The following is a 13447-nucleotide window of genomic DNA, read 5'->3' on the forward strand; positions in this document are numbered from 1 at the left end:
GGCCTGCCGCCAGCGTTCAATCTGAGCCATGATCAAACTCTTCAATTAAAGTTTTTGGCTCGATGAAATACTGTTGTTGTTTTGTCTCCGCTTTTTAAAAAAGCAGAAGCAAAACGAATTGACTGTGCCGATATAACCGAAGTTATTTCGTTTGGTCACTCAGTAAACATCGATAAATCTTTTGTCTATCAATCACGAGTGCCCACACAGATTGCATAGGTCAAATTGTTAAAGAACGTTGACTTGGTAGCTTGCTCTGCGAGCCGCTTGCCGTGTCGATGAGGCGCATTATAGAGAGTTCACTTCCGTTGGCAATAGCAAAAACCAAATAATTTTCAAAAATCGATTCAAATGGTCACAAAGCCAGCAAAAACAGCAAAAATGAGTGGTTATCCAGCAACTTTCACCCTAAAAGTGCAAAGAAAAATGAAATGAAGCACGCCCTCACCCCTATATACAGTAGGAATTGCGTTTAAGAAGTCGCTGATGAGCCCAATAATCATCGAGCTTTTTCTTGTCACTAGTAATTAGAACGGAAGAGATAGGGAAAAAATCATCATTAAATAGGGGTTAGAGTAAAAGAACGTAATAAAGAGGAGTTTTTGGCGTGGTAACAGAAAAGCATATAACGAAAAAAGCCCCAGTCTTTCGACTGGGGCTTTTCCGGAAATTGGTGCCCGGGGCCGGACTTGAACCGGCACAGTTATTCACCGGCGGATTTTGAATCCGCTGCGTCTACCAATTTCGCCACCCGGGCAAGTGCGAGCAATTATACGCAAGCAATGGGTTGAAGCAAGCCTATAATTCACAAAACCTTCTCGATCGGTTCTTTTTTCACCACAGTGCTATAAACACGCGCTATCTGGCCTATTTTTACGCATTCAACACTGCCGATTAGGCTGGTAAACTACACACAGTACTCATTTCTAGGACAGAACAATGGCTCAATCATCGACACAGTACAGCGTACCCAAGGGCGCTAGCTTTTTCCGCCGCTTCGGCGCCTGGCTTTATGACTTTCTTGTACTCATCGCTGTGGAGATGTTAGCAATCGCATTAGTCGTCGGTGCCGTAGCTATCGCTGTGCAACTGGGACTTTCTATTGATGGCTATGAAGATGTCAGCGATTACCTGACACGCAACCCGGCAGTCAGTCCTTTCTTTACTATCTATGTGTTTGCTATTGCAGCTGGCTTTTATGGTTACTTCTGGACCCGAGCAGGACAGACAGTTGGGATGAAAGCATGGAAGCTTAAAGTCATCAGTGAGTTTGGTGGGAACATCACCTTTACCCAAGCCCTTATCCGAATGGCAACTTCTTGCTTAGGTATTGGCAACCTGCTGACTCTGTTTGACCGAAACAACCGCGCGTTTCAGGATCACTTCTCCAACAGTCAGGTGATTAAAGTCGATACGATTAAATAATTCGTAAAAATACTGATAATAAAGAGGGAGCCAACAGGCTCCCTCTCTTGTTTTACAGTCTGATATCGTCTTTTGTCAGAGTTTTCGGTTTAGCAGATAAAGTGTCACAACGATAAAAGCCAAACTCGGTGCCACCGCACCAACAAATGGCGGCAACTTGTAGACCAGTGTCATAGGGCCAAAGACTTCATTAGATATATAGAAGGCGAAACCAAAGATCACGCCGGATAGCACCCTCGCCCCCATGGTCACCGAACGCAATGGTCCGAAGACAAAGCTAAGCGCCAACAGCATCATCACACCAATCGATAATGGCTGAAGTGCTTTGCGCCATAAAGCCAGCTCGTAGCGGGAAGCATCTTGCTCTGATGCTTTCAGGTAATCTACGTAACTGTAGACACCACTGAGAGAGAGCTCTTCAGGCTTCACCGTCACAATCGCGAGCTTCTCCGGTGTCAGTGTGGTTTTCCATGCCAGCTCTGCTTCTTTGGTTTCACTGATCTTCACCGGGCCATCGAAGTGCGTCACTGTCACTTTCTCCAGCATCCAACTGTCTTTATCCAGGTATGTAGCTTGCTCTGCGAAAACCTGAGCCTGCAGGTTTTGGGTGTCATCGAACTTCCAGATATTCACACCCGTCAGTGATTCTTTCTGATCAGTACGCGCAATATAGATGAAGTCAGCCCCGTCTTTTGCCCATACGCCGGTTCTCACCGACATCACGTTACCGCCAGATTTAGCGAAGGCGCGAAGTTCACGCGCAGCTTTCTGAGCATCAGGCGCGCCCCACTGCCCCAGCGCCAGTACCACCAGCATCAGAGGCATGGCGGTTTTCAGTACCGACAGGCCGATATCCAACTTAGAAAAGCCCGCCGCTTGCATCACCACAAGCTCAGAGCTTGAAGCCAGCGTGCCCAATCCAATCAAAGCCCCCAAAAGCACAGCCATTGGGAAGAACATTTCAATATCGCGCGGCATACTGAGTAGCACGTACTGAATCGCCGTCATCATGGTGAAGGTCCCTTCACCCACTGAACGCAGCTGCTCAACAAACTTGATGATGGCGGACAGGCCAACCAGTGTCGCAAGACACAAGGTTGTTGTGGCGATAATAGTGCGGCCTATATAAAGGTCGAGGATCTTAAACATTAGGCCGCTCTCCTCAATCGGTATTTCAGCTTACGCATTGGCAAGCTATCCCAACTGATCAGCATTAACGCCACCAGCAACGCCAATATATTTACACTCCAAAGACCAATCTCAGGTGGCAACTTGCCTTCCTCCACCGCAGATTTCGCCGCACTGATAGAAAGGAAGTAAGCCAGATAAATTAACACCGCAGGGAAGAGTTTTGCGAAACGTCCCTGACGCGGATTCACCGCCGAAAGCGGGACCACAATCATGGTCATCAGCGGGATACATAGCACCAGAGAGATACGCCACTGAAGTTCAGCCTGAGCACGTGCTGAAGGTTCGTTGAGCAACACCTGGGTAGGGACTGCATCCCAATCACGATGTTTCTGACGCACTTCACGCTGACCAATCAGCACCTGATAGTTCTCGTAATCTGTCACCGTGTAATCGAGTAAGGTGGGCACACCTTCATAGCGCATACCGCCATTCAGGTCGAGCACCTGACGTCCATCAGGTAATTCTGAGATATAACCTTTCTCTGCCACAACAACGTTGGGGCGCAAGGTGCCGCGAGGTACAGGTTGTGCAATAAAGACTTTATGGAGATCTTTGCCTTCTCCGGTGATCTCGCTGACAAAAACCACAGCCTGTCCATCTGGCGTGGTTTGGATTTGCCCCTGCACCAAAAGCTCAAGACCTGTATCCGCCTCGAGCGTTTCCATCACTTTGATTTCTTTGTCATTTGCCCATGGCGTTAACCATAAGGCGTTGAAGGCCGCCACCGTACCGGTAATCACCGCCAAATACAGCGCCGCACGGATCAAAAACTTGTTTCCGATACCCGTCGCATTCATGACGGTAATTTCACTTTCTGCGTACAAACGCCCAAAAGTAATCAAAATACCGATATAGAGGCTGAGCGGCAGCATCAACATGCCCATCGACGGCATGTACAACCCGACAAGAGTTAACACATCACTGCCCGGAATTGAGCCATCTGTAGCGTTGGCCAGCACTCGGATAAATTTCTGGCTAAAAAAGACCAGAAATAGCACAAACAGCACCGCAAGTTGCGTTTTCACTGTTTCTCGGATCAAATACCGAACAATAATCACGGCGTTTTACCTTTAGAAAACTTGTTTTTTTACTCGAATCGCTATAGTTTTTCGGTAAATTAGTTATTTTTTAATCTTTCGGCCAAGTGTTGGCCTGCTTAATGAAATTTACGTCGAACACAGTTTCGAGTTCCGATAAAGCGGGCATTATCCAACATTTAGCCTCACTTGTCTTTAGGATGTAGGAGTACGCATGGAGTTCAGTGTAAAAAGCGGGAGTCCCGAGAAACAGCGCAGTGCATGTATCGTTGTAGGTGTGTTTGAACCACGCCGCCTGTCACCAGTGGCAGAACAACTTGATAAAATCAGTGACGGTTACATCAGTAGCCTGCTGCGCCGTGGTGACCTCGAAGGAAAGCCTGGCCAGATGCTGCTATTGCACCACGTTCCTAATGTGCTGTCTGAGCGTGTGCTTCTGGTTGGTTGTGGTAAAGAGCGTGAACTCGGTGAGCGCCAATACAAAGAAATCATCAAAAACACCATCAACACGCTGAACGAAACGGGCTCAATGGAAGCGGTTTGCTTCCTGACTGAATTGCACGTCAAAGGTCGCGACACCTACTGGAAAGTGCGCCAAGCGGTTGAGAGCACCAAAGACAGCCTATACACCTTCAACCAGTTCAAGAGCGTGAAGCCAGAAACCCGCCGTCCGCTGCGTAAACTGGTGTTCAACGTACCAACACGTCGTGAACTGAATCTGGGTGAGCGCGCAATTGCACACGGTCTTGCGGTTGCTTCCGGTGTGAACGCATGTAAAGACCTTGGCAACATGCCACCAAACGTTGCAAACCCAGCGTACCTTGCTTCTCAAGCGCGCCGTCTGGCGGATGACTTTGAAAAAGTCAGCACCAAGATCATTGGCGAGCAAGAAATGAAAGAGCTGGGCATGACCTCTTACCTTGCTGTAGGCCAAGGCTCGAAAAACGAGTCCATGATGTCCATCATGGAGTACAAAGGTCACCCAGACCCAGATGCAAAACCAATCATTCTGGTAGGTAAAGGCCTAACGTTCGATGCAGGCGGTATCTCATTGAAGCCGCCTGCTAACATGGACGAAATGAAGTACGACATGTGTGGTGCTGCTTCTGTATTCGGTGCAATGAAATCTCTGGCGAAGCTGGATCTGCCTATCAACGTGGTTGGGGTACTAGCAGGCTGTGAAAACATGCCCGATGGCAACGCATACCGCCCAGGTGATATCGTGACCACTATGTCAGGCCAAACTGTTGAAGTACTCAACACTGACGCAGAAGGCCGCTTGGTACTTTGTGACGCCCTGACTTACGTTGAGCGTTACGAGCCAGAGTGTGTGATTGATGTGGCGACCCTGACCGGTGCATGTATCGTGGCACTGAGCCACCACATTAGCGGTCTGATTTCTAACCACAACCCACTGGCACACGAAATCGTCAATGCGTCAGAGCAAGCGGGTGACCGTGCGTGGCGTCTACCGATGACAGAAGAGTACCAAGAGCAACTCAAGAGCCCGTTTGCTGATATGGCAAACATCGGTGGCCCTGGTGGCGGTACCATCACTGCGGGTTGTTTCCTGTCACGTTTCGCGAAGAAGTACAACTGGGCACACCTCGATGTAGCCGGTACTTCGTTCAAAGGCGGGCAGAACAAAGGCGCAACAGGTCGTCCTGTCCCATTGCTGGTCCAGTTCCTTCTGAACCGTTCTGGCCTTGAAGTCGCAGAGTAAAACTGCACAAAGAGAAAAGGAGGCCTCGGCCTCCTTTTTTGTTGCTGCTTTTTGTTGCGAGTGTGAGCAACTCACCGCACACTGAGCCGAACACAATGGTGTTATCAATACCGCTAAAAATGGCTAAAGGGGGAAATCGATGACAGGCATGGCGACCTTCTACTTACTGGATGAATCGCAAGACCAACCAACACAACAAATGTTGGACAAGGTTAGCCAACTCTCTGCCCTTTTTTGTCAGCAAGGTATGAAGGCATTCATCATGGCTGAAGATAGAAAACAAGCCGAAGCGATTGATGAATGGCTCTTTCAGCAAACCACGGAACACTTTGTGCCTCATAACCTCGTTGGCGAAGGTCCACGGGGAGGTGCACAGGTTGAAATTGGTTGGCCGGGTGTACGCCATGCTGGCCACCGCCAAGTGCTAATAAATCTGGCGCAAGAAGCAGCAACTTTTGCGCCTTCCTTTGCACAAGTGGTAGACTTCGTGCCTTGCGAAGAAGCTCTCAAGCAACAGGCTCGGGAACGCTACAAAATTTACCGCATGGCGGGGCGTCAAATGCGTACCCTCGCCATTGAAGAAATGTCCTATTAAATCAGTCCATCAAGAGCGCTATGGAAAAGACATACAACCCAACATCAATTGAAAAGGCGCTGTACCAGCGCTGGGAAGAGGCTGGCTACTTCAAGCCTCACGGTGACACATCAAAAGCTGCTTACAGCATCATGATCCCACCACCCAACGTCACGGGCAGCCTGCACATGGGCCATGCGTTTCAGGACACCATCATGGATACCCTGATCCGCTGTGAGCGCATGAAAGGCAAAAACACCCTTTGGCAGGTCGGTACTGACCACGCAGGTATCGCGACCCAAATGGTTGTTGAGCGCAAGATCGCGGCAGAAGAAGGCAAAACCAAGCACGACTACGGCCGTGACGCTTTCATCGACAAGATCTGGGAGTGGAAAGGCGAATCCGGTGGCACAATCACCAAGCAGCTGCGCCGTCTGGGTGCGTCTGTAGACTGGGATCGTGAGCGCTTCACCATGGATGATGGCTTTTACGCTGCTGTTCAGGAAGTGTTTGTACGTCTGTATGAAGATGACCTGATCTACCGCGGCAAGCGTCTGGTTAACTGGGACCCGAAACTGCACACGGCTATTTCCGATCTGGAAGTAGAAAATAAGGACGTGAAAGGTCACATGTGGCACTTCCGTTACCCACTGGCTGACGGCGTTAAAACCGCAGACGGTAAAGACTACATCGTGGTAGCAACTACCCGTCCAGAAACCATGCTGGGCGATACCGGTGTAGCTGTTAACCCAGAAGATCCGCGTTACAAAGATCTCATCGGTAAAGAAATCATCCTGCCAATCGTTGACCGCCGCATTCCAATCGTGGGCGACGAACACGCTGACATGGAGAAAGGCACAGGTTGTGTGAAGATCACCCCTGCGCATGACTTCAATGACTACGAAGTTGGCAAGCGTCACCAGCTGCCAATGATCAACATCCTCACGTTCAACGCAGACATCCGCGACGCAGCCGAAGTGTTCAACACCAACGGCGAAGCGAGCGATGTATACAGCACTGACCTGCCAGAGAAATACCGTGGCATGGAGCGTTTCGCTGCACGTAAAGCGATCGTTGCTGAGTTCGAAGAACTGGGCCTGCTGGACGAAATCAAAGATCACGACCTGACTGTTCCTTACGGCGACCGTGGTGGCGTGGTTATCGAACCAATGCTGACTGACCAATGGTATGTTCGCACTGCGACGCTGGCTCAGCCTGCGGTTGAAGCGGTTGAAAACGGCGACATCCAGTTCGTGCCTAAGCAATACGAGAACATGTACTTCTCGTGGATGCGTGACATTCAAGACTGGTGTATCTCCCGTCAACTGTGGTGGGGTCACCGCATCCCTGCTTGGTATGACAACGACGGCAACGTTTACGTAGGTCGTACAGAAGAAGAAGTACGTGAGAAGAACGGTCTTGCTCCAGTTGTTGTGCTGCGTCAGGACGATGACGTTCTGGATACCTGGTTCTCATCTGCACTGTGGACATTCGGTACACTGGGCTGGCCACAAGAAACGCCAGAACTGAAAACCTTCCACCCGACTGATGTACTGGTAACCGGTTTCGACATTATCTTCTTCTGGGTTGCGCGCATGATCATGATGACCATGCACTTCATGAAAGATGAAGATGGCAAGCCACAAGTGCCATTCAAGACTGTTTACGTAACGGGTCTGATCCGTGACGAAAACGGCGACAAGATGTCGAAATCTAAAGGTAACGTACTTGACCCGATCGACATGATCGACGGTATCGACTTAGAGTCACTGGTAGAAAAACGTACCGGTAACATGATGCAGCCACAACTGGCGGCGAAGATCGAAAAGAACACCCGTAAGACGTTCGAAAATGGTATCGAAGCCTACGGTACCGACGCACTGCGCTTCACTCTGGCTGCCATGGCTTCAACAGGTCGTGACATCAACTGGGACATGAAGCGTCTTGAGGGTTACCGCAACTTCTGTAACAAGCTCTGGAACGCAAGCCGTTACGTGCTGATGAACACAGAAGATCAGGATTGCGGCATGCAAGGCGGTGAGATGGAGTTCTCACTGGCTGATAAGTGGATCGAATCTCAATTCCAACTGGCAGCAAAAGAGTTCAACGCGCATATCGAAAACTTCCGTCTGGATATGGCATCGAACACCCTGTACGAATTCATCTGGAACCAATTCTGCGACTGGTATCTGGAGCTGACCAAACCTGTTCTGTGGAAAGGCACTGAAGCACAACAGCGCGCGACCCGTCACACGCTGATCAACGTGCTTGAGAAGACACTGCGACTGGCGCACCCAGTTGTGCCTTACATCACTGAATCTATCTGGCAGAGCGTGAAGCCACTGGTAGACGGTGTTGAAGGTGACACCATCATGCTGCAGGCACTGCCACAGTATGACGAAGCACAGTTCGATGAAGCAGCACTGGCTGATATCGAGTGGGTGAAAGGTTTCATCACTGCCATCCGTAACCTGCGCGCTGAATATGACATCGCACCGAGCAAACCTCTGGATGTGATGCTGAAAGCCGCTGACGAGAAAGATGCTGCGCGTGTTGAAGCAAGCAAGCAGGTTCTGATGTCACTGGCGAAGCTGGAAGGCATCCGCATTTTGGAAGCAGGCGAAGAAACACCGGCATGTGCAACCGCACTTGTTGGTAAATCTACCCTGATGATCCCAATGGCAGGTCTGATTGATAAAGACGCCGAGCTGGCTCGTCTGGACAAAGAAATTGCCAAGACCCAGGGTGAAATCAAACGCGTTGAAGGCAAGCTGAATAACCAAGGTTTCGTGGCGAAAGCTCCTGAAGCGGTTGTTGCTGCTGAGCGTGCGAAGCTGGACGGTTACGCAGAAACCCTAACTAAGCTGGAAGAGCAGAAAGCAGTTATCGCTGCACTGTAATCTCACCGCGGAACTTACGCTCACAAACGGGTCTTCCAACGGAAGGCCCGTTTTCTTTTCTCTCTACCCGCTAACCCTGTTAAATTCATCAACAATCTGATGCATAAAAGTGACATGCGCCGCAATTGATGAGCAGCTTTAACATTCGCGTCGAAATCCATTACTACGCTTTATAGAACGCTATTCTGCAACCAATGAAACGTAGAAATGAATTCAATCGCATTCAGGCTGCACCTCAGCCTGATAACACTAACGGTTCTCTTACTCACCGTGTCATCTCTGACTGTTTGGGTCGCGCTTAATACCCGAAGCAGTACTGATGCGCTGTTAGATAAGGCACTTCCCAATACCATCAACACCATACACATGGTGGATGAGCTTAGCGAAATGCTGTTCAATCTGATGCGGTATGTGGAAGAGGAAGATGAGGAAGGTCACGCAGCCTTTCTTCAACATCTGGAGACTTTCGTCAAACACAAGCAAGACCTCAGCGTCTCGAAAGATCAGGCCATCAGTCAGGACATTGCAGAGTTGCGTGCGCTACATCAGGCCTTTCTGTCACTCTCGCAAGAAAGCGTCTTTAACGTATTCGACCCCACAGCAGAGCAACGTGCCCGCTCTCTCATCAACTCTACAAGTCAACCACTTGAAGTGCTTCTCGATAAGCTCCATACCTTCATTAACAATCAAAGCGATCTTCAGGCATTCCATAACGACTTCGCTTCCTTACATCGATACGATCTAGAGTTACTCGATGAAATGCAGGATATGAAATCTGATTTAGATATTTATCTGCTCGGCTACCCGTTAGCTGAAAAACGCTTCATCGCCAATGCAGAGGAGTTCAAGTACTACATACAATCGCTTTCTGATGCAACGAGCGACCCCAGCATTCTCGAGCAGCTAAGGCGCATTGAATGGCACTTTGCCAGATTTTTCGGAATTGCCAATAACGTCTTCAAACACCACGACAACACTGCCCGACAACGTGCACTGAAAGCGGTTATTGCGTTGGAGCGAGGCATCTTTCTGGACATGAAGACACTACTCAACAAGATGGCTGACCAGTCGGACAGCCTATTGATTGAAGAATCTCACGGGCTACGCAACATAGCCAATAAGTCCATGTACCTTCTTATATTTGTCACTGTTTTCGCGACTGTTTTGCTGGCATTCATTGTCCTCTTTTTCCAGCGTTCATTGTTCAGGCCACTGGAGAAAATCAACACAACCATTCAGGCACTGCGTCTGGGTCATCGCAATATCCCTTTCGAAGACATTGAAGACAATGAGCTGGGACGAATCACCCTGAGCCTGAAAAACTTCCAGGTAGGCCTTTCCCGACTCGACCAACTGCAGATAGAAAATGCTAACCAGAAAGAAGCTCTGAAACGCGACAAAGAACAACTGACAGAGATGTTGGAGAACCTGAAATCTGCGCAGGATAAGCTGATAGAGACTGAGAAACTATCCTCCCTTGGGAGTCTGGTGGCAGGGGTTTCCCATGAGATTAACACGCCACTTGGAATTTCGGTGACCATGGCGAGCACGCTGGAAGCCGAGCACCTTTCGTTTTTGGAAAAGCTCAAAACCGGGGAGATCCGTCGGGAAGATCTTGAAAGCTTTGAGTCTCATGGGAACGATGCTTTCAGTGTCTTGAACCGTTCGTTGCAAAGAGCCTCTGAACTCATTAACAGCTTCAAACAAGTGGCCAACGACCAAACCAGCGAGCAACTGCGGGAGTTTGAGCTGGGTACCTTGATGCAAGAGGTTTACAGCACCCTGCACCACCAAATCAAAAACCGCCCTATCAGTTTTGAACTTCATGCGGACGATAAACTGATGATGAACAGCTACCCAGGGCCGATTGGGCAGGTGTTTACCAACCTATTTAATAACTCAATTCTTCACGGATTTGATCAAGATGCTCATGGAGATATTTCCCTCACTTTGACCCAGAAAGATGGCCACATTCGCTGGCTTTATCGCGATTCGGGCAAAGGCCTTTCTGAAGAAGGCATCAAACGCATCTTTGAACCATTTTACACAACCCGTTTGGGTAAAGGTGGTTCCGGGATGGGTATGCATATCGTCTACAGCATTGTGGTCAATATGCTGCAAGGGGATATTCAGGTGTACAACGACAATGGTGCCGTGTTCGACATATCTATTCCGGCATCTATTCAACAAGCAGAAGGTGGACAATGAGCAATTTTAAAATCAGCATTATCGATAGCCCATCTGCCCTATCCGAACCTAAGACTGTGCCCATCCGCAGCTGGAAAATCGCCATTATTGATGATGAAGCCTCCATGCATCAGGCCACCACACTAGCATTGAACAATGTCACCATCATGGGTTACCCGCTGACATTCATCCATGCCTACTCAGGAGAAGAAGGTCAGCAGCTTCTCGCAGATAACCCTGATACAGCGGTCGTGCTGCTTGATGTGGTGATGGAAACCGAAGATGCAGGATTACAGCTCGCGAGCTATATCCGAAAAGAGCTGGGTAACCACGCCACGCAAATCGTTCTGCGTACCGGCCAGCCAGGTTATGCCCCTGAAGAGTCAGTGATAGAGAACTTTGAGATAAACGACTACAAGACAAAGAACGAGCTGACACGCACCAAGTTGTTCAGCACCATTTGCACATCTATCCGCTCATACCAGAATCTGTATTCGATTCAGAAAAGCCGAGATGGATTAAAGAAAATCGTCGATTCAGCCGCCAACCAGTTTCAGGAACGCTCAATCGCCAGCTTCAGTGAAGGTGTACTGGAGCAAATCAACGTACTGTTCGACATTCACTCTGAAGGTATATTCTGTGTATCCAGTCGCCCGTTGAATCCACCGGAGCAACTGGAAAAAATCTACTTTCACGCCACCAGCAAACGCCACGAAGATGAACACATCGTCGTTGCCACCAGCCAAAAATACCAAAAAGCATTTGGTAAAAGCCTCGACAGTGTGGCGTTGGATGACACCTCTCACACTGTCATCAAACAAGCCTTTAAGGAAGGCAGAAACGTTATCAATGGCGGAAACATCGCCCTGTATATGGACACGCCAAGCCGTTGGAAAGCGGTGATCTACATTTTCACTGACAAAACCGATGTGCTGGATCAGCTTGATCCTGAACTACTGTCTGTATTCATCCAGAATGTTGCACTCGGTTTGGAAAACACCAAATTCGTCAATCAGCTTTTTGATGCCGCCTTTATTGACGAAATCACCGGTCTTCACAGCCGACTGGGGTTTGTTGATTCACAAGCGCCATCGCTTTTGAAGCAAGCAGGCCGCCTCACCCTTGCAATGATTGATATCGACGATTTTCATCAGATTAATGAATCGCTGGGCTTTGACTACGGCAACAAGGTGCTCAAAGTGTTCGGTAATGCCTTAAAACAAAGCCTCCCTGCCAGTAGCGTCGTCAGCCGACTTCACAGTGATGCTTTTGCTGTCGCTACAGAGCTAGGCGAAGCGTCATTGCTGAATGTACTTCAAACTCTTCAGGACACCTGTTTTGAAATGGGGGACGGTGGCACCTTCTACCTTGGTGTGACGTCCGGGATTTTCAGCGTGAAGGAGGATGGAAACCTCAGCAACATAGAAGTCGCCTTAAGACGCGCCGAAATGGCCCTTAAACAAGCGAAATCCAAACGTCGTGGTGCCACACTCATCTTTGATGATGATATGGAAAAGGCCTGCAACGAGAGGCTTAACCTGATTAACAAACTGCGCCAGGATCTTTCTGAAGAAAGGCTTTATCTGGTTTTCCAACCTAAGGTCAACCTCATTAATAATCGCATTATTGGGGCTGAAGCCTTACTGCGGTGGAACCATGAAGAATTGGGGGAAGTGTCACCGGGTGTATTTGTCCCAATCGCAGAGGCCGCTGGGCTCAGCTTCGAGCTCGATACCTTTGTATTCCGCTCTGCCTGTAAAGTACTGGCAAACCATCCTGAGCTGCCAGAAATTGCCATCAACATATCTCCCTTGTCACTCAACCGCCGGGAGTTATTACCAATTCTAAGTGGCATCTTGCAACAATATGGTATCGACAAGCATCGGATATCACTGGAAATCACCGAAGGATGTTTCGTTCAAGGGGAAGGCTGCAAAGCGAATATTGCCAAGCTACATGAACAAGGGTGGTCACTACACCTTGATGATTTCGGTACTGGGTATTCCTCCTTTGGTTATCTGCTTGATTTGCCAGTATCAGTGATAAAAATCGACCGAATCTTCACTTGGGGATTAAGCAAATGTGACCGCTCAGAGCGCTTACTTGGTGGTATGGTCAATATGCTTAAAGGCATGAAAAAACAGGTATTGATTGAAGGGTTGGAGACAGAGGAACAACTTGTTTCCGCGGTAGCTGCCGGATTGGAGATGGCACAAGGTTACCTGTTCTACAAACCTCTCACCTTGGATGCATTCACTCTCGCCTTAAAAGAACAGGCAGTCGCCTAAACACTTCCTGTAGCCCTGGTTCAACATCTGGAGCCAGGGCCCACTCTCAGCGCTTTCTTATTCCATTATTCTCCTCATTCTCGCCCCCTCGACACTTTGATAGCTTAAGCCTATCAAAACAA

General features: G+C 49.0%; 8 protein-coding genes and 1 tRNA gene. 6 read left to right on the plus strand and 3 right to left on the minus strand.

What is annotated here, in order from left to right; translation table 11 throughout:
• Positions 1 to 671: 671 nt before the first annotated feature.
• Positions 672 to 757 (minus strand) — tRNA-Leu (locus tag QL223_RS10665).
• A 182-nt stretch (positions 758 to 939) separates the two neighbouring features.
• On the opposite strand from QL223_RS10665, the gene QL223_RS10670 reads away from it, so the two are divergent.
• Complete coding sequence (locus QL223_RS10670) at positions 940 to 1425, plus strand: RDD family protein (protein ID WP_281544730.1); 486 nt, start codon at positions 940 to 942, stop codon at positions 1423 to 1425.
• A gap of 75 nt (positions 1426 to 1500) precedes the next feature.
• On the opposite strand, the gene lptG is transcribed toward QL223_RS10670, so the two are convergent.
• Both lptG and lptF read right to left on the minus strand, forming a co-directional pair.
• The gene (lptG, locus tag QL223_RS10675) at positions 1501 to 2574 is read right to left on the minus strand and encodes an LPS export ABC transporter permease LptG (RefSeq protein ID WP_281544731.1); all 1074 of its coding nucleotides are present in this window, start codon (positions 2572 to 2574) and stop codon (positions 1501 to 1503) included.
• The gene (lptF, locus tag QL223_RS10680) at positions 2574 to 3674 is read right to left on the minus strand and encodes an LPS export ABC transporter permease LptF (RefSeq protein ID WP_039849768.1); all 1101 of its coding nucleotides are present in this window, start codon (positions 3672 to 3674) and stop codon (positions 2574 to 2576) included. Before lptF ends, lptG begins: the two co-directional genes overlap by 1 nt.
• A 193-nt stretch (positions 3675 to 3867) precedes the next feature.
• Between lptF and pepA the strand changes: the two genes are divergently transcribed.
• From pepA to QL223_RS10705, 5 genes are all read left to right on the plus strand, one after another.
• Positions 3868 to 5376, plus strand: a complete 1509-nt coding sequence (pepA, locus tag QL223_RS10685) for a leucyl aminopeptidase (RefSeq protein ID WP_002537606.1) — start codon at positions 3868 to 3870, stop codon at positions 5374 to 5376.
• A gap of 139 nt (positions 5377 to 5515) precedes the next feature.
• Positions 5516 to 5971, plus strand: a complete 456-nt coding sequence (locus QL223_RS10690; RefSeq protein ID WP_281544732.1) for a DNA polymerase III subunit chi — start codon at positions 5516 to 5518, stop codon at positions 5969 to 5971.
• A gap of 20 nt (positions 5972 to 5991) precedes the next feature.
• The gene (locus tag QL223_RS10695) at positions 5992 to 8850 is read left to right on the plus strand and encodes a valine--tRNA ligase (RefSeq protein WP_002537608.1); all 2859 of its coding nucleotides are present in this window, start codon (positions 5992 to 5994) and stop codon (positions 8848 to 8850) included.
• A 207-nt stretch (positions 8851 to 9057) separates the two neighbouring features.
• Positions 9058 to 11058: a HAMP domain-containing sensor histidine kinase gene (locus QL223_RS10700; protein WP_281544733.1), complete on the plus strand. Its 2001-nt coding sequence runs from the start codon at positions 9058 to 9060 to the stop codon at positions 11056 to 11058.
• On the plus strand, positions 11055 to 13325 hold the full coding sequence (locus tag QL223_RS10705; RefSeq protein ID WP_281544734.1) for an EAL domain-containing protein: 2271 nt from the start codon (positions 11055 to 11057) through the stop codon (positions 13323 to 13325). The genes QL223_RS10700 and QL223_RS10705 overlap by 4 nt, the downstream gene beginning before the upstream one ends.
• Positions 13326 to 13447 lie beyond the last annotated feature (122 nt).

The organism is Grimontia sp. SpTr1, assembly GCF_947387585.1.
Taxonomy (GTDB): Bacteria; Pseudomonadota; Gammaproteobacteria; order Enterobacterales; family Vibrionaceae; genus Enterovibrio; species Enterovibrio indicus.